Source organism: Leptospira yanagawae serovar Saopaulo str. Sao Paulo = ATCC 700523 (assembly GCF_000332475.2).
GTDB classification, from domain to species: domain Bacteria; phylum Spirochaetota; class Leptospiria; order Leptospirales; family Leptospiraceae; genus Leptospira_A; species Leptospira_A yanagawae.
Window position 1 is genome coordinate 206,857 of sequence record NZ_AOGX02000013.1, and the last position, 25,684, is coordinate 232,540.

Genomic DNA, 25,684 nt, shown 5'->3' on the forward strand with positions numbered 1-25,684 from the left:
TCATCTGTTCTACGATTGAGGCTTGGATTTGCCAACTCTTTCCTGAATGAATTGGATTTTCTTTCCAATTTTTTTTGGTCTTATCCTGTTTTTCGCTATGCTTTCTCTATTTGAGAAAAGGATGAATGACAATGTCCCTTTTCACTTATAAAAAACGATTTTTGGAATTACATGTCCCAAAAGAGGAACCCACCGGCGACTACCAAATCTCTTGGATAGGACCAAAATGGTTCCAATGGTCAGCCAAAACCGGTTTACAATTCCTTCACTTTCGTCATTGGTGGGGGAAATCATTCCAAGGCAAAATGGAAGCGATCAATTTGTTTCAAAATCCCAAGGATTTGTCTTTTTCTCAAAAATACAAAATGCAAATCAGTTTTGAAATTTCCTGTTTGGACGGAAAACCTTCTTTGTTTTTGCGTTACACAAAAGAAGCACCATTTCCTTGGCCCTATTTCGTAGATGAATTTCGAGTATTAAATGATAAGGAACTTTTGGGTTTGAGTTATCCAAAGTTTGCTCCGTTTCTCGGCCTACCTTTTCTCATCCGAAAACAAGATTCTAAATAATTTCAGACAAGTTCTGACAAGATTTCTTTCGTCGAATTGGTTTATGACCCAATCCAATTCCCTTGAAATCCAAATCTTGTCTGATTTCGAGGAAGTTGTTTTCTCCATTGGATACCCAAAATTAGATATTTTATATACAAGTCCCTCTATCAAAACTCTGACCGGATACGATAGTTCTTTTTTTTTAAAAAACAAACAATCTTGGCAAAATATTGTTTTTAATGAGGACAGAAACTTACTCAAACATGCGTTAACCTCATTAACCAAAACACAAAAATTTAGGCTTCGATTTAGGATCGAAACAAAAGATCAAAATATAAAATACATTGAATGTAGAGGTAGGCTCGTACAAAATCCGACGGATCAAAGTTATCGGATTGATGGAATTGTAAGTGATATCTCTGACTTACTCCCTTTACAAAGTTTATTCCGGGACGAATCGTTGGATTTCAAACACTTGTTAATCGAAAACAATATGATTTTTAATGGCTCACAAGATTCTATGTTTTTAATCGAAGTGATGGATTTGGGAGATTTTGTGATCCGTAGGATCAACCAAGCCTATGAGAAGTCTACTGGAATCACCCAAACGATGGTCCAAGGGAAAACACCATTACAACTTTTGGGAGAAGAACTTGGAACTGTTGTCGTCAATAATTTCAAAAAAGCGATCGATGCAAAAAAAACGATCTCATATGAAGAAAGTTTTCCGATGCCAGCTGGAACCAAAGTTTGGATTACGGAACTTACACCTATCGAAATCGAAGGTAAATTTAAATACATTGTGGGCGCAAGTAAGGATATCACCGAACAAAAAGCAGCTGAAAATGCATTAAAGGAATATAACGAAAGGTATTCTTTGATATTGGAAGCAAGTTCAGATGGATGGTTTGATTGGGATCTTATCAACAATACTGTTATCTATTCTAGGCGATGGTGGTTGGAATTTGGAAATGATGAAAAACCTGAAAATGTTCCCATTGGGTATTGGAAAAGTTTAATCCATCCGGATGACGCAGAATGGGTAAGTGAATTTTTAGAGAATATACTAGCTTCTCAAAGAGAAACATTTGAATTCACATTCCAAATGAAAAAAAGAAAAGGAAATTATGCGCACGTATTATCCAAATGTTACATCCAAAGTGACAATGCAGGTAACAAAATACGAATGTTAGGTTCCAATACAGATTTAACAGAGACTAAAAAAATGGAATATACCTTACGTCATGCAAAAGAACTTGCTGAAGCAGCAAATATTGCAAAAGGAAATTTTTTAGCAAACATGAGTCACGAAATCCGGACTCCATTAAATGGAATCATTGGATTCACAGAACTTTTATTAAATTCTCCCTTACAAGAAGAACAAAAGGAATATCTTAAGAATATTTCTCTTTCTGGAAAAAGTTTGTTAGAACTCGTAAATCAAATTTTGGATTTTTCAAAAATTGATTCAGGTAAATTTGAATTGGAATATGTGAACACAAATCTAAAGGATTTAGTGGTTTCAACTTTAAATCTTTTTCAAGTTTCTGCCAGTGCAAAAGGAATTCGTTTAGAACTTTTTTTGGATCCAAAGTTACCGAACTTTGTATCTCTTGACCCTCTGAGGATCCGGCAAATCCTTTCCAATTTAATTGGAAACGCCGTCAAATTTACCCACGAAGGATCTGTAAAAATTTCGATTCATCGATTGGACCAAAAAGAAAAAATGGTGACCATTTCATTTGAAGTGGAAGATACGGGGATTGGAATTGATACAAAAGTTCGTTCTAAATTATTTGATAGTTTTTCACAAGCAGACACATCCATCACAAGGAAGTATGGGGGAACTGGTCTTGGTCTAACCATCACAAACGAACTATTATTGAAAATGCATTCAAAATTGAATATCGAAAGTGAATTAGGGGTTGGAAGTCGATTTAGTTTTATTTTGAAACTTGATATTAAGTCTTCAGGTGAAAGTATCTCTTCAATTTTTGATGACCAACCATCCCATGTGATAGAATCCGATTTCGTAAAAATCCCAGGATTCCAACATGAAATTCTGATTGTAGAAGATAATGATCTGAATCGAAAACTTTTGGCAAAACTCTTACATAAAAAATATCCAAATACCAAACTCCGATTTGCGATTGATGGTGTGGAAGCATTGGCACAATTCCAATCAAAAAAACCTGATTTAATCATTATGGATTTACAAATGCCGATTATGGATGGTTATACGGCAACGATCGAAATCAGAAAACTGGAACCGAACCCAAATAAAAAAACACCAATCGTTGCATTAACCGCTGGTGCTTATTATTCAGTGAAAGATTCGGCTTTGGAATCGGGAATGGATGATTTTTTAACCAAACCGATTTCCGCCACCAATCTTTATGAAACTGTAGAAAAATGGCTTTCCTCAAGCCGCATGTAAAAGGTATTCAAAAGCACTAATTGCTGCCTTCGCTCCTTCTCCCATGGCAATGATGATTTGTTTGTAAGGTGTGTTTGTCACATCTCCACAAGCAAAAATCCCATCGACATTGGTTTTACATTTTTCATCGACCAGTATTTCACCAAATCGATTTGTTGCGACTAAATCCTTCACAAAACCACTGTTTGGTACAAGTCCAATTTGAACAAACACTCCATCCAATGGAATGGTTGCTGTTGTTTCAGTGGAACGGTCTTTGTAAGTAAGCCCTGTTACTTTATCGTCACCCGTTTGGATTTCAGTTGTTTGGGCTTTTACCAAAGTTTTGATATTGGGAGAGTTTGCGACTTTGTCGAGTAGTACTTTGTCAGCGTTCAATTTATCACCAAATTCAACTAAGGTGACAGATTTCACGATGCCACTTAGGTCGAGGGCCGCTTCCACTCCCGAGTTACCACCACCAATCACAGCCACATCTTTATCTTTAAAAAAAGGACCATCACAATGGGGGCAATATGCAACACCTTTACCTACATATTCTTTCTCCCCAGGAACATTGAGTTCTCGCCATTTTGCACCAGTAGATAAGATGACTGTTTTGGAGTGAATTTTTTCACCTGTATTTAAGTGGATTACCTTTGTTTGACCAGGTTCAATTTTTTGTACTCGGACATTTTCTTTCTTTTTGATTTGGTTTTTTTCAAGTTGGTCTGCCAATACATGAGTTAATTCAGGGCCAGTTGTATAAGGAACAGAAATGATATTCTCAATTCCTAATGTATCTTTCACTTGCCCACCCAATCGATCAGCGATTACTAGCGTTTTTAAACCCTTTCGTGCAGAGTAAACAGCGGCTGTCACACCTGAAGGTCCTCCACCGATAACAGTTACATCATATACGTCACTAGGGTTTACCACTTCACTATTTTCTTCTATAACTGGAAGTGAATACAATTCTAATAGTTTATCGAAGATAACGGAAGCTTCTGCTTTTCCACTTAAAAAACGTTCCCCATTCAAATAAACAGCTGGAACACCTTGAATGTTTTTCTCTTTAACCAACTCAGGATACATCGCACCATCTATCATATTGTGAGAAATGGATGGATTCACGAGAGCAAAACTATTTAAAGTTTGTACGACCTCTGGACAATTATGGCAATCCAAGGAGATAAAAGTCTCAAAACGAAATTCACCTTTTAACTTTGATACTGCGGAAAGCATTCCCTCTTCTAATTTGATTGGATTTCCACCTGATTGTAAAATAGCCAATATAAAAGATGTGAATTCATGTCCCATCGGAATCCCAGAGAAATGAATCCCAGTTGGATTTCCATTGGATTCTATCGAAAATCGGAGTCCATCTGACAAATCATTTGAATCTTCAAGTGTGATAAGTGAACTCAAAGACTTCACATCTTTTAAAAAACTAACAAGTTCATCCCTTTTTTCATGTTCACCTGAATACAAACGAATGGTGACTGGTTTTTGAATCCGATCGAAATATTGTTTTACTTGTTCTTTTGTTGATTCATCTAACATAACTTCCTCCTGATTTTAGGCGGGCAATGCCCGCCTAATTTTGTTTAGATTTTACCTACCAAGTCAAGACCAGGTTTCAAAGTTGTATTACCTGGTTTCCACTTAGCTGGGCACACTTCGCCGTCGTTGTTTGCAACGTATTGAGCTGCTTGCACTTTTCTGACTAACTCTTCTGCAGATCTTCCGATTCCTAAATCATGGATCTCAGCAGTTTTGATCACTCCTTCAGGGTTAACAACAAAGGTCCCACGAAGTGCTTGGCCATCGTCTTCAATCATCACACCGAATCCTCTTGTGATTTTGCCTGAAGCATCACCGAGCATTGGGAATTTGATTTTTTTGATAGTGTCACTTGCCTCATGCCAAGCTTTGTGAACAAAATGTGTATCAGTAGAAACGGAATACACTTCCACTCCCATTTTTTGTAACTCTTCGTAATGATCTGCTACGTCCCCAAGTTCTGTTGGGCAAACAAAGGTAAAGTCAGCTGGGTAAAAAACAAAAACAGACCACTTTCCGAGAACGTCTTTTTTGCTGATTTTTTTAAAAGCACCGTTATGGAAAGCTTCTGTAGTGAAGTCTGGAATTTGTGTGTTGATATTGGACATTGAATATCCTCCTTTTCTTGTTAAGAAGAATATAGTCCATTTTGATCCATTTGTAAAATAAATGTTATAAATGCTATGATTTACAAAAGCTATGACGTTCTGTAGCTCGCTCAATCTTGGGCTATGGAGACTCCAATGACTTTGAATTTCTCTTTTTTATGGTATTCCTTTGGGATCACCGAGAGAATGAGATTCGTGAGTTTATTTAGAATTTTTGTCTTATAAAATCCCTTTTTATATACCAAACTGATTTCCCGAGCCGGTTCTGGCGATTGGAAAGGAACAATCCTGTCAGAAATTTTATCTACCGCCAGTTTTGGTAACAAGGTCACTCCGATACCCATGTCTACCATTCGTTTTAATGTTTCCACACTTCCACTTTCAATTTTTGCCAAAGCATTTCGGTTACAAATTTTTAATGACTGGTGCCGAAAACAATGTTCTTCACCGAGGACAAGTAATGGATATTTTTCAATATGTTTCATGGATACTGATGTAGATTTTTCTTTGGCATCTTTCGGATAATACACTACGAATGGTTCATAGTATAATTGATGTTCGACGATATTTGGAATTTTAAGTGGTGTAGCAAGGATTCCTAAATCAATCTCTTCAGACTCAAGTTTTTCAATGATGGTAAGAGTAGGTAACTCAGAAATTCTAAAATTGACTTTTGGGAATTCGGTTTGTAATTTTTTATAAATAGAAGGGATTAAATAATTACTAACTGTCGGAATAATGCCTAAAGAAATATTGCCAGCAGGTTCATCCTTCCATTGGCCAGCAATTTCATATAGTTTATCTGCTTCCTTTAATGTAGATTTTGCCTGTTCTACAACTTCTTTACCCAGTTTTGTGGTAATGATAGGATTTTTTTTACGATCGAATAAATCAAAACCTAACTCTTGCTCCACTTTTTGAATTTGTAAACTTAAAGTAGGTTGCGCGACTAAACAATGTTCGGCGGCTTTTGCAAAACTCTTAAATTGATCCAATGCGACTATATATCGAAGCTGCGTTATCGTCATAATTTTCCCTTAAAAAATTGAACCAAAACTGTGACCGTCGGAAAACTGGCTTGCGTTCTCTTCTGACTTCACTAAGTTTAGTGGATAGCGATGAGAATTCTCTCATTTTTTTCCCTAATTTTACTCACAACGACTCTTCCAATCGTGGCAGAACCAATTTGGATCAGCGGGGAAACCATCACACCCACTTCGGAGAACTGGACGTTTACTGCCAATGGTGTCACAAAATCCATTCAAGTAGGGAAAGGTCTTTCTTCCCAAGGATACCTACCTCCCGTTCATGGGTTTTACGAATTAGAATTTTATTACAAACCAAGTCAAAAACCCATTGGTATCTATTTAGACCGTGTACAGGAACACGATATCTTGGTTGTCAATGGTGTCACACTTGGTCAAACAGGGAAGATTACAAATGATGGGAAGTATTTACCCAATTGGTATTACAAACGCCTTTATTTCATCCCCAATCATGTATTAAAAGAAAACACAAGTAACCATCTTACAATCGAAATCCATTTCCGAAACCAAACCTTTCAAGGAGGAATTTTTCGCCGAGTACCAGTGATTGGCAATTATGACAAACTCCATGAATTCATCCTTATGGAAGACGGACGTGACTTCTGCTTTATCATGTTATTTTTTGGGATTGGTGCTTACCAAATATTTTCCATCGTTTTAAAACGACAGGCCAAATCTAATTTTTATTTATTGGTATCCACTTTGGTTTTTGTACTGTGGAGGCTTCCTTTATTAAACATTAGTTATACTTATACGGATTTTTCATTTTTCTTTTGGCTTAAAGTTTTTTTTACTGCACAAACGATTTTACCAGTTTCCATATTTTTATTCAGTTACTCCCTATTCCAAAACAAACTGTATTTGAAGGAAAGGTTATTGGTATTCTTTTTATTATCGATTGCCTTTTTCCAAACTTGGAACATCGAACTTCCTACTAGAATTTTATTATTAAGAATCTGGGAATTTTCACTATTAATTGTAGTTTTTTTTATATTAAGGGCTGTGATTCGAGCTGCCAAAGCCAAACGAACAGAAGCGTATTTTTTATCCTTTGGTTTCCTATGTATTTGCTTTGGAGCCACATTTGATATTATCATTGATGTGACTTCTGGAAAAAATATTTACCTTACACAATACGGTTTTTTAGTTTTGATGATCCTTTCAGGTGTTGCCATCTCCTATCGAAACGCCAAAAACGAAAGTGAATTATCCATCCTTACCAAAGACCTTGAAACACGCGTTAGAGAGAGAACCATAGAACTGAGAGCAAAAAACCAAGACTTAGAACAAGATTTATTTTTTGCTTCTCAACTTCAAAGTTATTTATTACCAAAAAATCACCCACATACAAAAGGAATTCGTATCCATACTACCTATTTACCTATGAGACAAGTTGGAGGTGATTTATATGACTGGGTTGAATTGGATGAAAATCGTTTGATATTACTCATCGCTGATGTTGCTGGTCATGGAGTTCCTGCTGCCTTTGTATCGTCAATGGTAAAAGTCCAGTTTCGGGAATCGACCAAATCAATCCATTCTCCCAAACTAATTTTAGAACATATGAACCAAGCACTTACGTCATTGGTTAGCAAGTATTTTATTACCGCATGTTGTGCGTTAATTGATACGAAAGAAAACTCAATTTTATTTTCAACGGCAGGTCACCCAAATCCAATCTTATTCAACAAAATTCAAAATCGATTTGAATTTATGAAAATGAGAGGTCCTATTATTGGATGGCGTGAAAGTTTTACTTTTAGTGAATGGAAACATGAGATCCAGAAGGGAGATCGTTATTTCTTTTTCACTGATGGAGTTACGGAAGCCAGGGCAGAAAATAAATTATTTGGGGAAAGCAAAATTCTTGATTTATTAGAGAAGGGTAAAGACAAAGACATCAAAACCTTGTCTCAAGAGATTGTAGTCCAAATCACTAAGTATTCTGAAGCAGAATTAAAGGATGATGTTACGTTTTTCTTTGTAGATATTTTATAATTTTTAACAATGGAATCTACATCCTATTCAGTATTGATCATTGAAGATGAGTATCCGGCAAGGATGCTAATGATGGACTATGTCATGAATTGCCCTGAACTCAAACTTGCAGGCATTGCCGAAAGCGGTGACAAAGCAAATTCCCTACTAGGTGAAAAAAAATTTGATATCGTATTTATGGATATCAACCTACCCGTCATCAACGGGATGGATTTACTGAGAGTCCACCACTCCAAATCTACATTTTTTATCATCACAACAGCTTACAGTGAACATGCGGTTGAAGCCTTTGATTTAGATGCGACCGACTATTTATTAAAACCATTTTCATTTGAAAGATTTAAAAAATCAGTGGAAAAAGCACTTCGTTTTCTACAAGAAAGTAAACAAAGCCAACCAAACACAACTGATACCCAAATCCATTTGAAAATCCAATCCGAATCGGCAGTGTTTCTAATTCCATTCCCAGAAATTCAATTCATTTCAGCAAATAACAAAAGTTGCGTGATCCATACCACTCAAAAGGACTATGAAACGCCTAAATTGCTTAAGGAAATCGAAGAAAAATTACCATCTGGACAATTCATTCGTATCCACAAAGGTTTTCTCATTAATCTAAGTTATGTGGCAAGTATGCGATATGACAAAGGTGGTTCCTACACAATCCAACTCAAAAACGAGGACGAAACCACTTTACCGGTTGGCAGATCTTACGCGCAGTCCCTCCGAGAAGCTCTAAAACTTTAATTTTTTGTATTCACTCCCGAATGAGTAGCGTTCATTCCGAATCGAGTAGTGAACGAGAAAATCTCCAAATATTCCATTGACTGTGATGCTCTAAGTAGGAAACAGAGACGACGGAGTTTTCTCGTGAAAAAAAATATCGTTTTATTCTTAACATTCGTATTATCGCTGTTTGTTTCAAATTGCGCCTCTTCTTCCGTAGGAATTGCCACTAGTAACAAACCGATCCCAAACACTCCTTACGAAACTGTCAAAACTGTAGATAAAACCTTTACATGGTATGCATTGGACATCATGATTTTAGGGTTCCATCTCACAGAGCCACCTGTTGCAAACTTGTATGAGAAAGTAATGGAAGAGGAATCAGGAGATGCCATTGTGAACATTCGTTATTGGAATGAAAAAGCAATTTTTGGTCCCGTAACACGTTATCGATTCAACATTAAAGGGGATCTCGTTAAGTTCCCGAATTCCCAAACTCCAACTAAAACGAAAAGGTAATGGAAAACCCGATGAAGGTTTATCAAATGATCTCTCGTCTTGGAATCCTAATCACTCTTTTGGGAATTACTAATTGTATAGGATCAAGAGTGCCAAAAGAAATCTATTTATTTGATTCAGCTACCGTTGTAAGATCAAATGAATATAAAGTGATAGGAAAAGGAACAGGCCAAGATTCTGCTTTTTTCCTACTTGGGATGTTTCCCGTCACAAAAGCACCAAACGTTGAATTGGCGATGAGTCAAATTTTAGAAAAATACCCAACAGGAAAAACTTTAATCAACATCAAAATTCAAAAAGAGGACAAACCTTATTTTCCTTTAGGACTCGTTACTGTTGTCAATGTGACGGCAGATGTAGTGGGTGAGCCAGAAGAAACTTTTCAAACCACAGGAAAGGAAAAGAAATGAAGGGTTCAATCACAATACTTCTCTTTTTATCTGTTTTGATTTTCAACTGCGCTCCAGGAGTGGATCGAGTGGACACGAACGATGCGCAAAGCCAAGTGTACTCAGCAGCAAAATTTGCTTCTGAAAAATGTGGGAATCCATTACCAAACCCACCTCTTTTAATCGTAAATAAACCCATTCAAAGAAACTTGGATCTTTGTACCATTGCTATCACTCGTACAGAATGTCCATTTTTAGGTTATCCACTCGTTTGTACTTTAATTTATCTCGAAGAAGAAACGGGAGACATCCCTTGGTATTTAAACTTCAATGAAATCAGCAAATTACAAATTAAATAAATCGATCCTTTTTGGTTTCCTTCTTTTTTTAGTAGGATCGCCGATTTTTGCCGTAAACATCCGAGCAAAACTGATCAATCCCAAAAAAGAAATCGCAGAAAAGAATTTGTCCGTTCTTATCTTTGAAACCAAAAAATTTGCACAAACTGACTCGGATGGGAATGTTACTTTAGAATTTCCATCAGCAGGTGAGTACACATTGCGTTTGTTACGCGATACAGGAATCCAAGAGATTAGGATTTCTGTTGGTTCTCAAGATGAAACAAGAACAATTTATACGGAAAAAAAATCCTCGGCACCTAAAACTGGAATTGTGGTGGAAGGAGAAAGGGAAAAAACCATAGCATCTCGTACAAAAGTAAGGTATGAAGAAATCAAACGGATGCCGGGAACTTTTGGGGAAGCGCTGAGAGCTTTGGAAACATTACCTGGTGTGATTCCCAATGTTGGTTTTGGTGGTGGTGCTAACGGAATCATCGTTCGTGGAGCTAATCCAAATGCAAATACCTACCTTTATGATGACTTACCAATCCTTTATCCATTTCACTTAGATGGACTAACTTCTGTGATCCATAACGACTTAATCAAATCTATTGATTTATATTCTGGTGCCTATCCAGCTAATTTCAATAATGCGACAGGTGGGATCATTGAAATTGAAACGGTAGATTCTGTTCAAAAAACAAAAGGTGCCTTCCAAGTATCTTTATGGAACACAACGGCTTATGCCGCAACACCTACTTCAGGTGGGAAAGGATATTTGGCAATTGCGGGAAAATTAGGTTATCTAGACAAAACCTTGGGTGCCACTGGATTATTACCAGAAGGGATTCGTTTGCCTCGTTACAACGATTCTCAAATTAAGTATGTTCATAACTTTACACCTGAACACCAAATTGCTTTTTATAACCTTACGGCTCAGGACAATTTTGCAATTGATATCCCAAATAAACCCGCAAATGATCCTACTTCTTCTCAATTGGCATTGTTAGGTGGGGCAAAAGCAAGTTTTGGACAAAGTTTTAGAACGACAGCACTTCGTTATACGTGGATTCCTGGAGATAAATTTCAAAATCGTTTTACATTGATTAACTTCGACCCAATTGGTGAATACAATGTTGGAGTGGGAAGTATCCAAGGAAAACAATACCAAAGAGGAAGTTATGTGGGTGTCAGACAAGATGCCTACTGGACTGCGACAAAGTTTTTAAAAATTGATTTTGGAACGGAAGTTCGTCGTTTCTCCTTTAGAGATTATGGCACAGAGGTTGCCTTAAGGGATCCAACAAATCCTTCTCCAAACCCATATAACTCAGCGAACCCTGATTTCGTAGGTAGACCGATTAGCATCCAAGGAAACTCGCCATATTACAACGCCTATACAACGTTACATTTCAAATTTGGTAACTTTTTATTTGAACCAGGGGCGAGATACGATTATGTGCAAGTGACAGGGAATGGAGCCCTCACTCCACGTGCCACAGCATCCTATACATTCCCTGAAGTTGGTAAAGGGCTTACCCTATATGGAAGTGGTGGTGATGTATCACGTTTTCCTTTAACAACGAACTTTAACTCAGAAACGGGAAACCCCGATCTACGATTTGAACGTGCAAGAAAATTGAGTGCAGGGATTGACCAAAAGATCGACCAAGTATGGCAAATCAAAGCGGAAGTATTCAAAAATGAATTCAAAGATACCATCATTGATGACCCTTACGTATCCACACCTGTGGGACTCAACCCAGACAAAGCGCAATGGTTACGCCAACCAATTGTAGCCAATCGTCCTCTCAACTATTCCAATCGTGCTACAGGATGGTCTCATGGATACGAGTTACTAATTCGTAAAAATGCAAGGCCCGGTACTCGAGATTGGTTTGGTTGGATTTCCTATACATGGTCACAGTCTTTTCAAAATTCCAACTTATACCAAGTTTACGAAGGTGACACAACTCAAGTCGGAGGGATTGAACGTAAAATTTTGGCAGCATACTTTCCAAACTCTGTGGAACAATTGGCTCCATGGGATAGAACCCACGTGGCAAACGTGATTTATGGTTGGAGGATCAATGAAGGCTATCAAATTGGAACTAGATGGAGTTATCTAACTTCTATTCCTTCGAGACCAATCATCGGAGACGACGGTGGTCGTTTTTCCAACCCACTCAACGGTTTGACATATTGGAATCCAACCTACTCTAACAACCCTTATACGTCTGAGTATGGTTATGTAAAACGTGGAACAGATTTCCACCGATTGGACGTTCGATTTGATATCTTTGAAAACTATTCCTGGGGATACCTAAACTGGTATCTTGAAATCGTCAACGTTTACATGAGAAAAAATAAAAACGGATTTGATTTTGATAATTCCAGACCATTTTCTGCAACAAACCCAAGAGAAAATGATACGTTTGGAACTTTAGAATTACCTGGCGGAACAGTAATTCCGTTCTTTAACATCGGTATGGAGGTTCACTTCTAATGCGATCCATTGTTAGTGTCATGTTATTATTATGTTTGTTTTCTTGTGAAGAAGGCAAAAAATTTGAAGATTCATACAACCAAGCATTGATTTTGCAGTATTTAGTAACTCCAAACAATCCTCAAGAATCATGTGAATCGATCATAACAAATAAAGATTTGTGTTTTCAATCGTATTACCAAGCAACAGGTGGAAGTTTTACAGCAACAACAGCAACTGTTAAAACACAAACATGCCAAGTTTTAATTTCAAGTGCATTGTATCGAAATATGTCGTCCATTGCACAAACATGTTCGTTTAACTGCCAAGCTTCTGATTGGAAAACCAAAACCGATGTTGGTACTTGCAGAGAATCAACACCAACTGCGTTAGTGGAAGCAAGTGTGAACAATCCATCTGTGATTTCATGTTTGCGGTCTTGTTTTGCAACCACCAACAATCAGATTTCTAATGAACAGATACCATCATATCTATTTTTTAATATAATTCAAGAAGGAGAATAAAATGCAAGAATATGTAGAATTTGGTGAGGAATTGGTTTTTATTGCAATGGGAGTTGCGAGTGTCGTGGCTTTGGCAGTGTTTGCAGAAAGACTGATATACTATAAAAAATCTTTAGGCAAAAAGAACGAAGATTATTTAACAGAAGTTAGAAACTCATTACAAGAAGAACCAGAAATTCACTGGAAAACAGACGTTGGTGAAGAATCAATTTACAATCGATTCATTCAATTTGCGTTAAGACAACTCAAACTTGGTAGAAAAGGTTTGGATGAAAGTTTAGAAGGTCAAATTCTATCAGAAAAATTAGAATTAGAAAAACGATTACCGATATTAAACACATTAGGTAACAACGCACCCTTCATTGGTCTATTGGGAACAGTCCTTGGTGTCATCAAAGCTTTTTATGGTTTGGGTACTCTTGGAAGTTCTGGTGCAGAGGTGGTGATGCGTTCTATTTCAACTGCCCTCCTTGCTACCGCTGCTGGTCTTGCCGTCGCAATTCCTGTAGTTATGGCAAATAACTATTTTTCTAGAAAAGCAAAAGTCATCCTACAAAACTTAGAAATTCTGAAAAAAGAACTACTCTCTTACCAAATGAATAAGACAAAGGTATAAATATGGCTGGAGCATCTGGATCACAAGACGAAGAAATTGGAAGTATTAACATCACACCGATGGTGGATGTAATTTTAGTACTTCTCGTTATCTTTATGGTAACGGCAAACTTTTTGAAAAAAGAAAGTTTAAATATCAATTTACCAAAAGTACAAGCGGCGGATCCAAACGTAGCTGAGTCGGTTCAAGTTGCACTAACGAAAACTGGTGCAATCTTGTTGGAAGGTAAAGACACTGATATCACTGGACTCGTTCGCAATTTGGAAAGAGAAGCCAAAATCAGGCCTAACATGCGTTTGACTCTTTCTGCCGATGAAAGTTTACCTTATGGAAAAATTACGGAGCTGATGGGAATCATCCGAAAAGCCGGAGTGACAAAAATAGCCCTCAGTGTGAAAAAATGAAGCGTTTCTCAGACTTACTTCAGCAATTAAAAACTTCTATCAACCAAAATCGAGAACGAGTATTTCATATTTGTTTGATTGGAAGTTTGTTCATCCATACGGCGACTTATGCGGGGTATCGCATCAGCCAATTACGTGGTGAAGAAATTGTGGAAGAATCTAACTTTGAAGATGTGGATGTCAATTTCGAAGAAATCCCACCAGAACTTATCGGAGGGACTTCATCTCCTGCTCCAATTGAAAAACAAGAATGGGTGGAAGGTAGTAACAAGGACAAAGCAGACGAACCTGACAACTCTGATATCAATCCAAATCAATTGTCTGGAAATGGAACCGATAAAGACGGATATCTTTTTTCGTTTAACGGCGATAAGATGCCAACTGCCATCATCGACTTTGACTTAAAAGAATATTTTCCTCCTCAAGCAAAAGCTGCCAATATTATGGAAAAACAAGTAGTACTTCTTGTTCAAGTCAATGAAGATGGAAGTTTACAATCAGCGAAAATCGTTTCTGGAAGAGCTGGGTATGGTTTTGATGAAGCAGCGATGAAACTCATCAAACGTGTTCGATTTAGCCCAGGTTATGTGCAGGGCCAACCTAAAAAAATGGCACACCGTTTACCTATCACCTTCTCTCTTGAAGACTAAACAATGGGTGTCGCAATCAGCAGATTTTTAGAGAAACCATATCTTTCAATCTGCTTATTGTTTTTAATCACTGTTGTTTCAATTACTTCATACGTTTATTCTATTTTCAAACCCAAAGACAGTTCTATCTCTGAGTATTATCTCTCCGAAAATGCAGAATACTTCGTTGGTGATATCCCAAAAGATGACACAGGGAAAATTGATTTCCAGAAAATGCACAAAGTACATTGGTTATCGTCCTCTGGGTGGATCAATGATGATGAATTCAAACGCATTACAGATTCCGAATATATTTGGCTAAGATCCAAAGCTTTTTCAGAAGTAGAAAATGAAGATTTACATTTTTTATTAGAACATGCAGGTTTAAACATAGAAATATTCAATGAAAATGGAGATACCATTTTTAAGTATGGAGAATTTTCTGATCCAAAATATTTACCCAATATCTTCCAATCCAAATTTTCATGGGTAAAAATTCCAAACGATGGTTCAAAGTTTTATTATTTGAGATTGTTTCACAAAAAAGGTATTTTGTTTTCAATTACCATTATTGAAAATTTAATCGGAAAACAAACCGCTTTGTATCGTGAAATCGCCTTAAAAAACGTAACGGCGATATTTTTTCATTCCTTCTTTTTGATGATTGGTATCATTTGTGCATTTGTTTATTTCATTGAGTATAAAAAACAATACAATATCCTTTTGGATTTCTCTTCATTTTCATTATGTTTTGGAATTCTTGGATTAACATCAAACGAATTCATTCGTTATCTTTTCACAAACACGCAGACTTTATACATTCTTTCCATCATAGCTTCAAATTTTGTCTTTATACCAATGTTATCTGGCGTAAGACGACTTTTTGGAAGTGGATCTTTCCGTGTTTTAGATATATTAATTTATGGCGATGTGGTCATTTGTTCGCTCACAACAATTTTAGTTTTCTCATTACCTTTTTCCGATATTTCACATAGTTTACTGATCAGCACACGAAGTTTTTTCATTCTATTCAATTTACTAAACATCATCGGTCCTATTTTTATTACCTATGAATCTTGGAAAAAAGGAAACAAAGAAGCGTTTGGTCACTTTATAGGGTTTAGCATAACCCTTGTACTGGTGATCTTAGAAATCATAATGGCCATCAAATACAATGACACTACACCAACAGGAATTGTATTTTGGGGCGTTTTATTTGGTGTTATTTCACAAGGTTTTGCCTTAGAACGAATGTTATTTACTGAAAGACAAAAGGCCTTATTATACAAAGAAGATTTGTTAAAAGCTGAAAAAACTCTCAAGGAAAGCCAACTCAAAACTCTTCAAACAAAGATGAATCCTCATTATTTGTTTAATTCCTTAAATACTATCCATGCTTTGCACAAAATTAAACCAGAGTTAATAGGTGATGCAATCATGAGCCTTGCAAATAACTATCGTTTTATTTCCGATAGGACCGATCGAGATTGGATTCCATTTGAAGAAGAATGGAGTTTCTTAGAGGACTATTTACATTTACAAAAACTTAGATTTTATGACACCATTCAAATTGATTTCAAAAAATCTGGTGATTTTTCAAATGTAGTTTTACCGCCACTCTTGTTACAACCCATCATTGAAAATTCTTTCAAACATGGTTTTCGCGGTTCAAGTGAAGGCCAGTTACAATTATTCATTCATGCGAAGATGATTAAAGACTCAGTATTTAGTTTTGTTGTTTATGACAATGGAACAGGAATTCCCGAAGACCTGATTTCTGATAAACAAAAGTTAATGAGTAGGTCTCTTGGGAACATTAAAGAAAGACTAAAAAATCTTTATTCCGAATTTCAGTTTGATATTACTAGAAATTACCCGGAAGGTACACGTACCGAAATTGAAATTATTTTAACTTCTAAGGTTTTACCAACAACCTAAGCTCTGTTGCTAAAGTATTTGCCGAAACTCCACCAGGAAATGTTTTTAGAGAATTTTGATTCTCATCTAATACATAAATAAAATTGGAATGATCGATTCGATACGAATTCCCTTCTCCTACTTTTTCCCTCACAATACCAAACATTTTTGTGAGTAAAACTAGGCTTGCGACGTTTGGCGATAGTGCAGTTAGATTTTTACTTGGAAAATTTTGAACGTATTTTTCTAAAGTAGCAGGAGAATCCCGATCCGGATCTAATGTAATGAATACGAATTGAAAGTTTTTTGCTTTTTCTCCTAAAATAAGTGAAGCCCTTCCAAAATTTGTTAAAGCAAGTGGACACATATCCGGACAATGTGAAAATCCAAAATATAACACCGATTTTTTTTCTTTCCAAAACTTTGGATCCAAACTCATTCCATTTGGCAAAACAAAACCCAATTGATTCCAAGTTTCCTGATTGATGTTTGTTTTAGAACTACATCCTAGAAATGACAATAAGGTTATAAACAGTATTAAAAATATTTTCATTGTTATACGGCAACTATCCAACCCATACCACCATTTTCTGCCATATGTGTTTGATGTGGGTGAAACATATACCGTCCTTTTTTTCGTAGTACAAACTCAATCACAACACGTTCAGTTTGGCCAATTGTAACAACATCCGAATGGCCATCAGGGATGATAGTACCAAGGCTTCGAATGATATCAAAGGTTTGTGCATGTAAATGAAATGTCATCACAGGTTCCCTTTCCATCATATTTTGAATGTAAAACCGAACTCGTTCCCCAACAGGTACTTTCATTGGATAACGATCATAAATTCCTGCGATTCCGTTCCATGTATAATAGTCATTTTTGCCTTGGCCTTTTGTATCCCATCCAGAGAAAGTAAGGACAAATTCATGAGCAGGTTTTCTTTTTACAGGAGGATCTACGAGGAGTGCACCATACAAACCTTTGGCGGTGTGAACCATAAGAGGAGGAATGTGACAGTGATAGGGATGTAAACCGATAGGACCTGCTTCAATTTCATAAGTCCTTTCTCCAAACGCTGGAATTGGTTCCCAACCGTCTTCTAATGGATCATGGGTTCCATGAAAATGTAAGGAATGGGGGTCCGGGCTAGAATTTTTTACATGGATCCTTAATCGATCACCTAGATTGGCACGTAAGATTGGTCCAGGCACAACACCATCAAACGTCCAAGCTTGGTAATTCACATTATGAGCAATATTGACACTTAAAGGAAATAAATTTAACTGGAACTCTTTTGTTTTGCTTTTCGTATTATTATAATTAGGTGGGAAATAGAATCGATTCGTATACTCTTCTTTTATAAAAAAAGGAGGATGTGCCATACTTCCGTAAGTATTTGTTCCTCTTAAGCTCCCTCCAGCTCCAATTGAATTTTGGTAATTGTCACCTATGGTAGGTGTTGTCACAACACCGAAATTGGTCGTAGTAGAGGATGGATCAGAAGGTCCACAAATATCATTGGTTCTCTTGGAATTAAAACCTATGGAACCAAAAATTGATCCCACAAACCCCATCACTCCAAAACCAATGGTAGTTAAAAAACTTTTCCGATCCATCGACTTTTTCCTTTTTAGATGTGAGAGATCAGACTTAAGATCCAAACTAGGATTAATACGGCAAATCCACTACCTACCGCAATCTGTTTGAATTTTTTTTCATACTCTGTATCTGCAATTAGTAAATACAAAGCTGGACCAAGGACAGGTACTACAAGGATGACTAACGACCAAACTACTTGTTTGATTGTGGTCAGATCATTTCGTTTAGATAATCCAAACAAAGCGATTGGTGCCCATACCATTGTTAACACAAAAGGTAAGTAATATGCATACGATCCAATAAAATAAGTCCAAAAACTTGGGTTTGCAAAATTTGTTTCCATATATAACTCCTATTAAGTAATCGACGGTTCTGTCACCGCAGTCATCGCATAACCAGCATAAGCTAGAATTGTAAAAAATAAAATTATCCCACCAAATACAACAGTGTTTCTTACGACCGGTGAAATTTTTGATTCTTTTGAATAAAGATAAATTAAAGCACCAATAAATGGTAAAAGTAATATCATCCAAAAGTATTTATCAATTTTGGCATCTTTATTAGAAAATCGATCTAACATCGCAAGTCCTGTCCAAGCTGCAAAAATTGCAAAAGGTAAGAGATAACCCATGATATGAAAGTACCATGTTTTTATTGTACCAGGGAAATGAACTCTCCAACCAGATGTGTACATTTGATTTGTTTCTTTTTCAAAGTCCTTTAAGTCAAATTTTGGTAATTCCGCTGTGTCAACCAAGCCTTTGTTAGCTTCAAAAACATCGTGAGCAGGAACAATTTTTGTTAAGGCTTCTGTTGGCATATTGGCTTGCGGAGGTGGAATAGGTTGGTTTTTATAAGAACCTAATACAAATTCCTTCAAGTTTGCTTGGACAAAGAGAGCAAGTAATCCAATACTAGAAGACATATCTCCAATATGAGGATACCTAATTCCTGAACAAGATTGCAATGACTCGAGAAATGGAGGACTCGAAACTCCGTATGAATTTCCTTCAAAACAATTTCCCACATTCACTGGTCCACTGAGTGCAATATCTCCCCTTCCGGAATGGTATACTTTGTTATTCCTCACAACATTGTTATTGGAAATCCAAATGTTTTCGTCAATGTTCATTGTCACAAGGATACCATAATTGTTGTGATTGAATACCAGATTGTCTTCGACCACATTTTCTAGTGCACCAAGCAGTGCGATTCCATTGCCTATTGAAGGGTATTCCAATTTCTTAGAAGGTGCATTTGTATTATTGTTATCATAAACAATATTCTTTTTCACAACCATCTGTTTTTGAGGTGGTAACAATTCGCGATCCAACGTATTAGGGCCAATACCCAATTGGTTTTTCCTCCAAATGGACGATAACAAATAAATGTTTCCACTAGAATTGGTTCCAGAATATCCGAGTGCATTATTTTCAGATACCACGTCATTGATAATCGCATTACATGGATTACATTGACCAATGTAAAAACCTGAATCTGGTGATCCTGAGGCATAGGAATGTTCTATCAATCCATCAACTGAATCAAATGCATACACACCATAGTCACCATTATTGTAGGCTGTGATGTACGACCCGCGGTAACCCTTCACTCCAGTCCAATACACTCCATTCAAAGTTGCATTCCGAGTTGTGATGTTTTCAACAGCAACACCATCGGCTCCTACAACCATAATTCCGTTGCCTCTCAGAAATTCTCCATCAATGATGGTTTCGTTTCTGTCTTCTCCACGAATGGTGATCGATGGCGTCGTAACCGTGACTTCTTCCTTGTAAATTCCTTTTGCGACCAAAACGAGATCACCCGGAGATGCCGCATCAACTGCGTTTTGAATGGTTTTGTATTGTGAAGGTACTTTACGAGTCACTCCCGACCATTTCTTAGAAATCTTTGATTTTGTAGTGTTCGCCTGTGGATTGTAAGACGCATTTCCAATGACAGCAACACCTGTCATTCCAATCTTTCCATCTGGTGATGCATGAAAGGAACAGTAGTATGGGAACACTCCCTCTTCTGGAAAAAACACATCCGTATGTGCCCCACGAAACATTGCTAAGTTGCCATAAGTTGTTTCTGTTGACCAATCTTTGTTTATGGAGATTGCGTTGTGCGGATTATTTCCCTCATTCACAAAACGTATTTTCCCACCTTTGTATGTGCGAATCACAGGCGGATGGAAGGCATTGTCCATCATCGTAACATGAACAAATGCCGTACTCGCGGGATCTTCAGAATTGCAAAAATTCAAACCAAAGGTTAAAAACATTGCCATGAAGATCCCAATCAAATTTTTTTTGGTTTTTTCCATAGTTTTTCCCGAAACGTGAGGAATTCCTCACATTTTGAGAATTATAGAATTGTGTTAAAACTTTGTCAATGTTAAATCATTCAAAAGTTGAAAAATAAACCAAAAGAAGGGTTTTCAATTCGGCAATAACCATCTTTTTTTCGGAAGGTTTTTTGGTTCGGTTCACAATTTTAATGACCGAGTCCACAGACTCGACGATCATAAGTGCGATATAAAATGCACGTTTTTGGTTCACTTTTGGGAACATAACCAAAATCACTTTTTCGGCCAAAGTTTTTGCAAATCGATTGTTACTTTCGGTATCCAATTGTAACAATGCTTCGTTTGTATACAAAATAGAGCTAATCAGATGGTATCCATTCACTTCACTTAATGTTTGTTCAAAGGCTTCCAAAGTAAAATCGATAAAACTGGGAGTGAATTTCTTATTTCGTTTCAACTCTTTGGAAACTTTTTCAAAAAATAAATCATGCATGATCAAATAAGAATTTTCTGCATGTGAATAGATGATAGATTCTTTATTCGGAAAAAATTGATAAATAGATCCTACTGAAATACCACTTTTTTCTGCAATTAGATCAGTAGTTAGGGCATCGTATCCAACTTCACCTAACAATTGAATAGCGGTATCCACAATCTTTTGGTAACGTTCTTTAGATCGTTTTTGTTGTGGTATTTTTCTTGGATTTATTAATGCATTCATTCAGATCTTAACGCTACAATCGGACTTAGTTTTGCAGCATACTCAGAAGGCCACCAACCAAACAAAATCCCAATCGTTATAGAAAACAAAAAAGCAAATCCAATAGAAGGAAAGGATAAAACGATCGTCCATCCAAAGTATTCTTGCAAAAAAAGAACTGCCAAAATTCCAAAAATAAGCCCAACAATCCCCCCAGTGAGACTTGTCAAAGTTGATTCGATTAAAAATTGCAAACGAATGTCTGATTCTCTGGCACCAAGTGCTTTCCTAAGTCCAATTTCCTTTGTTCTTTCTTTGACAGATACCAACATGATGTTCATAATCCCAATACCTCCGACTAACAAAGATACGGTGGCAAGTGCAATTAGTAAAGTAGACATAGTTTGATTCGTCTCAGACACCGCTGATTGGATATCTGCCATACTCATGACTTGGTATATATTTCCCATCGATTCATTTGTTCCGTGCCTTTCATGTAAAAAACGTTTGATGGATGGGATAAAATCATCTGACGATTCATTGGGATCTAATTCCATTTCTAAATTGTCAACTGCATCTTTATTGAGTAACCGTTTCATTGCTGTGTTTAGTGGGACGAGCACAACATCATCTTGGTCACGAAACCCAGTAGATCCTTTTTCTGGTAATTGACCAATCACACGAAAAGAAACTCGGTTGATCTTTAAATACGTTCCGACAGGGTTTTTGCCTTCATACAATTCACGTACTACAGTATTTCCCACAAGGCAAACAAGCGCTCGTTTTTCATCTTCAAGTTCGGTAAAAAACCTTCCTTCTATCGGCTCTAAATTTCTGAGAGATTCATAATTGCTTTTTGCCCCTGTCACAAAACTATTCCAATTCCGGTTTCCAAATACAAGTTGGGCTCTGCCATTTACAACCGCAGAAATTTGTTTTACCTCTGGGAATTTTTTTTGTACAGCATTCACATCATAAACATCCAACCGATTGACTGTCCCCGCTTCCAATGATACTCCTCCACTTCGCATACCACCAGTACGAACAATGACTAAATTAGCACCTAACGAAGAAAATTGCTCTTGGACAGATTTTTTGGCACCTTCACCCAAGGCCATAACAGATATCACACAGACAACACCAAATAAAATTCCAAGTGCAGATAAAAAAGTTCTAAGACGATTCGAAGTAAGAGAAAATAATGACTGCTTCAAAATTCCTTTGAGTAATTTCCATCCAGTTTTTCTTCTTAGAGAATTTTGAAAATGAGTTTGGATAACTTTATTTTTTTTCTTGGATTCTTCCCTCACAATCTGACCATCACTAACATGTATGATACGATCACAATACTCTGCCATTTCAGGTTCATGAGTGACCATCACAATTGTTTTGCCATCCGAATGCAGTCTTTGTAATTCGAACATTATTTCAATTTTACTTTTTGAATCTAAATTACCAGTTGGTTCATCTGCAAAAATAATAGGTGGATCATTTAACAAAGCTCTTGCGATAGCCACCCTTTGTTGTTGTCCACCTGAAAGTTCGTTTGGAGTATGGAAGAATCGATTGCTTAACCCAACCTTTTTTAACTGAGTTTCCGCAACTAACTGCGAATCTTGTATATCGGTATAAAGTGCTGGCAATGATACATTTTGTAATGCATTTGTTTTTGCCAATAGATGGAATTGTTGGAAAACAAATCCAATCATACTTCCCCGTATATCTGATAAAACATTGGCAAACTCATTTTCAACATTCCTACCGAATAACTTATAAGTTCCACTATCAGCATGGTCAAGTAGCCCCATTACCTGTAGTAAAGTGGACTTACCTGAACCCGAAGGCCCCATGATCGCAACAAATTCTCCAGGTTTGATTTCTAAATTGATATGATTCAAAACGGAAAATTTTGAATTTCCAATTTGATAAGACTTAGATAAATTTTTTATCTCAATTGCTAACAAAGATTATCTCTTCGGAAGTTTTGGTGAGGAAAAAGGCCCACCACTTGCATTCGATTTTTTAGAATCTTGAATTTTTTTCTTTCTAAAAACAATGTCACCATCTTTTAAACCCGAAAAAACTGCGGTGTTTTGGTCATCAGAATGACCAATTGTTACAATCCTTTCTATATAAGTTTCATTGTCTTTTAGCAATACTACTCCATTCTGATCACTACTTTTGATAAATTCATTAGGTACAAGTAATACGTCTTTTTCTTCAAACAAAATGAAATCTACAGTGATTGACATACCACTTCGTAAATAATTTGGAATCCTAATTAATTCCAAATCAACATTATACATCGTTACATTATTTTCAATCACAGCTTCATAACCAATATGTTTGACTTTTGCCTGGATTGGTTCATCAGAAAATGAATCAACAGTAATGATAGCCTTTTGACCTAATTTAATTTTTGATAAATCAGTTTCATCCACCTTTGCTTGGACCATAAGATTATCTGATAAAACATATAAAATATCTTGTTGCGTAACTGTTTGTCCAGGGCTAATATTGGAAGCTATCACCAAACCTCGCAATGGTGAGATCACAGGAGTCGGTTTATAAAAATCTTCCCATTTTTTTAGCTCATCTGCTCCTTTTGCTCGTGCAGCATCTAAAAGAGCGGCTCTTTCTGTCGAACTCATCCAAACAAGGATTTTGCCTTTGCCAACTTGATTCCCTTCTTCCACTAAAATAGATTCTACCCTGCCTGCAATGGGAGGTTTGATTTCCAATCGATTTTTAGGAATGGCAGTACCAGTTGCACGAACAGTAACGATTAAATCACCTCGACTGACTTTTACCGACTCCATTTTGTATTCTTGTTTTGTCTGATTCCATCCAAATCCGAAATACAAACCAGCGGATGCGAATAAAACAATTATCGAACTGTATATTTTAGTCTTCATCAAAACACTTTCCTAAATTTCGAAGGTAAGATGCTTCTGCCAAGCTGAGATCTCTTTTCCCTATGAGTAAATTTTTTTCACGATTGATTAAATCATTTTCTATGATATCCCAATTTTCGAAACTAATTAATCCATTTGAATACTGGGATCTTGCAATCGTTGCTCTAATTTCTGAGGCTTTATAAAATTCTGTTAAAATCAATAGTTGTTCTGATGCATTTTTGAAATTCAAGTAAGATTGTTCTAAAGAAAAAGATAATAAATTTTTTTTAGAATCACGAGTATGAATTGATTTTTCGTATTCTGATTTTGCAATCTTTACATTATAATAATCTCTGCCACCATTAAATAATGGATAAGTCAAATTGAGTCCGAAACTATAATTTCTTGGTTTTGGTAACCATACATCATCTTGTCTCGTGACTGTAGCACTTAAATTTAGATCTGGGTAAAAACCTGCTTCTGCCACTCCAATGTTTGCCTGTGCAGCGCGCACTTTGGATTGTTCTGCCATAATAGAAGGGTGAGCATCTAATAGATTTCCCCTCTCCTGTTCGCTAATTTTTTTTTCCACAACTGGTTCGTATACGAAAGTTGTGTCCAAAGTAACTTCAAATGGTGTTGCAATGACTCGTTCTATTTCTTTCCAATTGGAATGAAACAATCGTTCAGCAAAGGAGACTTCGTATTCCGATTGTTTTACAAACGATTCACTAAGCAAAAAACTTCCTTTGTGTTCTCGTCCTACCTCATAACGAAGTTTTACCAAATCACGGTTCTTCGTTCGCCTTTCTTTGATTTTGATTGAAAGTTGGTGGAGTTCTTTTGCATATATAGCTTGTGAATACGCTGACTTTAACTCAAAACAAATTTTAAGTTTTGAATCACTTAATGTTTGTTTGGCTGCTTGAAGTAATGCTTCTGTTTTTTCAATTCCACTTTTATCGCGAAACCCGGCGAATAAATTTTGGTTTGTGCTAAGACCTACCGAGTACCGATTCACAGCAGTTGGTCTGGATTCACCTGTTCCTGATTGCTGGCTTTGAGTTGACCCACTTCCTCCACTGATCAAGGGGTCATTCACTGTTCCCGATCCACTAAAATTTGCGGATGATTGTCTGGCTGATGCAAGCACATTGACCGTTGGTAAGTATCCCGCATAACTTTTTTCATTTTCATAAAAGGCTTTTTCATAATCTGCTTTCACTGATAGATATTCGGGATTAAACTGAACTGCTTTTTGCCATAACTCCTTTAATTGGATTTGCTTTGAAACTTCCGCTACCAAAACGGATGGCAAAACAAAAAACATTACGAATGCATGAGATTTGAATTTCACTATATAAGAAACCCGATATCCATGCGAAAAGTTCCAAGAATTTTTAAAAAAATGAAAAAATGACAAGGAAGTTCCGATTCTTTT

General features: G+C 36.6%; 24 protein-coding genes. 13 read left to right on the top strand and 11 right to left on the bottom strand.

Features of this window, described 5'->3' with window-relative positions; translation table 11 throughout:
• Nucleotides 1-131: 131 nt before the first annotated feature.
• Nucleotides 132-569, top strand: a complete 438-nt coding sequence (locus tag LEP1GSC202_RS03365; RefSeq protein ID WP_015676160.1) for a hypothetical protein — start codon at nucleotides 132-134, stop codon at nucleotides 567-569.
• Between the two features lie 43 nt (nucleotides 570-612).
• The gene (locus LEP1GSC202_RS03370; RefSeq protein ID WP_015676163.1) at nucleotides 613-2,988 is read left to right on the top strand and encodes a PAS domain-containing hybrid sensor histidine kinase/response regulator; all 2,376 of its coding nucleotides are present in this window, start codon (nucleotides 613-615) and stop codon (nucleotides 2,986-2,988) included.
• Here LEP1GSC202_RS03370 and ahpF read toward each other — a convergent pair.
• From ahpF to LEP1GSC202_RS03385, 3 genes are all read right to left on the bottom strand, one after another.
• A complete protein-coding gene (ahpF, locus tag LEP1GSC202_RS03375) occupies nucleotides 2,974-4,530 on the bottom strand; it encodes an alkyl hydroperoxide reductase subunit F (protein ID WP_015676235.1) in 1,557 nt (518 codons plus the stop codon). The genes LEP1GSC202_RS03370 and ahpF overlap by 15 nt on opposite strands.
• A gap of 44 nt (nucleotides 4,531-4,574) precedes the next feature.
• On the bottom strand, nucleotides 4,575-5,138 hold the full coding sequence (gene ahpC, locus LEP1GSC202_RS03380) for an alkyl hydroperoxide reductase subunit C (RefSeq protein WP_012389934.1): 564 nt from the start codon (nucleotides 5,136-5,138) through the stop codon (nucleotides 4,575-4,577).
• Between the two features lie 110 nt (nucleotides 5,139-5,248).
• Nucleotides 5,249-6,166: a hydrogen peroxide-inducible genes activator gene (locus LEP1GSC202_RS03385; protein WP_039928060.1), complete on the bottom strand. Its 918-nt coding sequence runs from the start codon at nucleotides 6,164-6,166 to the stop codon at nucleotides 5,249-5,251.
• A 90-nt stretch (nucleotides 6,167-6,256) separates the two neighbouring features.
• Here LEP1GSC202_RS03385 and LEP1GSC202_RS03390 point away from each other — a divergent pair, with 90 nt between their 5' ends.
• From LEP1GSC202_RS03390 to LEP1GSC202_RS03440, 11 genes are all read left to right on the top strand, one after another.
• The gene (locus tag LEP1GSC202_RS03390; RefSeq protein WP_015676297.1) at nucleotides 6,257-8,182 is read left to right on the top strand and encodes a PP2C family protein-serine/threonine phosphatase; all 1,926 of its coding nucleotides are present in this window, start codon (nucleotides 6,257-6,259) and stop codon (nucleotides 8,180-8,182) included.
• 9 nt (nucleotides 8,183-8,191) lie between these two features.
• Nucleotides 8,192-8,929 (top strand): LytR/AlgR family response regulator transcription factor, encoded by a 738-nt coding sequence (locus LEP1GSC202_RS03395; protein ID WP_083929975.1) that lies wholly within the window; start codon nucleotides 8,192-8,194, stop codon nucleotides 8,927-8,929.
• 123 nt (nucleotides 8,930-9,052) lie between these two features.
• Nucleotides 9,053-9,427: an LIC20211 family lipoprotein gene (locus LEP1GSC202_RS03400; protein WP_015676226.1), complete on the top strand. Its 375-nt coding sequence runs from the start codon at nucleotides 9,053-9,055 to the stop codon at nucleotides 9,425-9,427.
• An 11-nt stretch (nucleotides 9,428-9,438) separates the two neighbouring features.
• On the top strand, nucleotides 9,439-9,837 hold the full coding sequence (locus LEP1GSC202_RS03405) for a hypothetical protein (RefSeq protein ID WP_015676290.1): 399 nt from the start codon (nucleotides 9,439-9,441) through the stop codon (nucleotides 9,835-9,837).
• Nucleotides 9,834-10,175 (top strand): hypothetical protein, encoded by a 342-nt coding sequence (locus tag LEP1GSC202_RS03410; protein ID WP_015676251.1) that lies wholly within the window; start codon nucleotides 9,834-9,836, stop codon nucleotides 10,173-10,175. The genes LEP1GSC202_RS03405 and LEP1GSC202_RS03410 overlap by 4 nt, the downstream gene beginning before the upstream one ends.
• The gene (locus LEP1GSC202_RS03415; protein WP_015676202.1) at nucleotides 10,147-12,663 is read left to right on the top strand and encodes a TonB-dependent receptor plug domain-containing protein; all 2,517 of its coding nucleotides are present in this window, start codon (nucleotides 10,147-10,149) and stop codon (nucleotides 12,661-12,663) included. The genes LEP1GSC202_RS03410 and LEP1GSC202_RS03415 overlap by 29 nt, the downstream gene beginning before the upstream one ends.
• Nucleotides 12,663-13,166 carry a hypothetical protein gene (locus tag LEP1GSC202_RS03420; protein ID WP_015676313.1) on the top strand — a complete coding sequence of 168 codons (504 nt, stop codon included), beginning with the start codon at nucleotides 12,663-12,665 and terminating at the stop codon, nucleotides 13,164-13,166. The genes LEP1GSC202_RS03415 and LEP1GSC202_RS03420 overlap by 1 nt, the downstream gene beginning before the upstream one ends.
• Before the next feature lies 1 nt (nucleotide 13,167).
• The gene (locus LEP1GSC202_RS03425; protein ID WP_015676295.1) at nucleotides 13,168-13,782 is read left to right on the top strand and encodes a MotA/TolQ/ExbB proton channel family protein; all 615 of its coding nucleotides are present in this window, start codon (nucleotides 13,168-13,170) and stop codon (nucleotides 13,780-13,782) included.
• Nucleotides 13,783-13,784: 2 nt separating this feature from the next.
• Nucleotides 13,785-14,186, top strand: a complete 402-nt coding sequence (locus tag LEP1GSC202_RS03430; RefSeq protein WP_015676210.1) for an ExbD/TolR family protein — start codon at nucleotides 13,785-13,787, stop codon at nucleotides 14,184-14,186.
• Nucleotides 14,183-14,836: an energy transducer TonB gene (locus LEP1GSC202_RS03435; protein WP_015676254.1), complete on the top strand. Its 654-nt coding sequence runs from the start codon at nucleotides 14,183-14,185 to the stop codon at nucleotides 14,834-14,836. Before LEP1GSC202_RS03430 ends, LEP1GSC202_RS03435 begins: the two co-directional genes overlap by 4 nt.
• Nucleotides 14,837-14,839: 3 nt before the next feature.
• Nucleotides 14,840-16,753 carry a sensor histidine kinase gene (locus LEP1GSC202_RS03440; RefSeq protein WP_015676224.1) on the top strand — a complete coding sequence of 638 codons (1,914 nt, stop codon included), beginning with the start codon at nucleotides 14,840-14,842 and terminating at the stop codon, nucleotides 16,751-16,753.
• Here the strand turns inward: LEP1GSC202_RS03440 and LEP1GSC202_RS03445 are convergent.
• The 8 genes from LEP1GSC202_RS03445 to LEP1GSC202_RS03480 form a co-directional block, all read right to left on the bottom strand.
• Nucleotides 16,731-17,285, bottom strand: a complete 555-nt coding sequence (locus LEP1GSC202_RS03445; RefSeq protein ID WP_083929976.1) for an SCO family protein — start codon at nucleotides 17,283-17,285, stop codon at nucleotides 16,731-16,733. The two genes, LEP1GSC202_RS03440 and LEP1GSC202_RS03445, sit on opposite strands and share 23 nt — an antisense overlap.
• Nucleotides 17,286-17,287: 2 nt before the next feature.
• Entirely contained in the window at nucleotides 17,288-18,352 is a 1,065-nt protein-coding gene (locus LEP1GSC202_RS03450) for a multicopper oxidase domain-containing protein (RefSeq protein WP_015676107.1), read from the bottom strand.
• Nucleotides 18,353-18,366: 14 nt separating this feature from the next.
• Nucleotides 18,367-18,678: a PLDc N-terminal domain-containing protein gene (locus tag LEP1GSC202_RS03455; RefSeq protein ID WP_015676261.1), complete on the bottom strand. Its 312-nt coding sequence runs from the start codon at nucleotides 18,676-18,678 to the stop codon at nucleotides 18,367-18,369.
• A gap of 12 nt (nucleotides 18,679-18,690) precedes the next feature.
• Complete coding sequence (locus LEP1GSC202_RS03460; protein ID WP_015676129.1) at nucleotides 18,691-20,664, bottom strand: right-handed parallel beta-helix repeat-containing protein; 1,974 nt, start codon at nucleotides 20,662-20,664, stop codon at nucleotides 18,691-18,693.
• 76 nt (nucleotides 20,665-20,740) lie between these two features.
• Nucleotides 20,741-21,367, bottom strand: a complete 627-nt coding sequence (locus LEP1GSC202_RS03465) for a TetR/AcrR family transcriptional regulator (RefSeq protein WP_015676319.1) — start codon at nucleotides 21,365-21,367, stop codon at nucleotides 20,741-20,743.
• Nucleotides 21,364-23,310 carry a MacB family efflux pump subunit gene (locus LEP1GSC202_RS03470; RefSeq protein WP_015676304.1) on the bottom strand — a complete coding sequence of 649 codons (1,947 nt, stop codon included), beginning with the start codon at nucleotides 23,308-23,310 and terminating at the stop codon, nucleotides 21,364-21,366. Before LEP1GSC202_RS03470 ends, LEP1GSC202_RS03465 begins: the two co-directional genes overlap by 4 nt.
• 3 nt (nucleotides 23,311-23,313) lie before the next feature.
• On the bottom strand, nucleotides 23,314-24,261 hold the full coding sequence (locus tag LEP1GSC202_RS03475; protein ID WP_015676203.1) for an efflux RND transporter periplasmic adaptor subunit: 948 nt from the start codon (nucleotides 24,259-24,261) through the stop codon (nucleotides 23,314-23,316).
• Nucleotides 24,251-25,573 (bottom strand): TolC family protein, encoded by a 1,323-nt coding sequence (locus LEP1GSC202_RS03480; RefSeq protein WP_015676287.1) that lies wholly within the window; start codon nucleotides 25,571-25,573, stop codon nucleotides 24,251-24,253. The genes LEP1GSC202_RS03475 and LEP1GSC202_RS03480 overlap by 11 nt, the downstream gene beginning before the upstream one ends.
• Nucleotides 25,574-25,684: the final 111 nt, after the last annotated feature.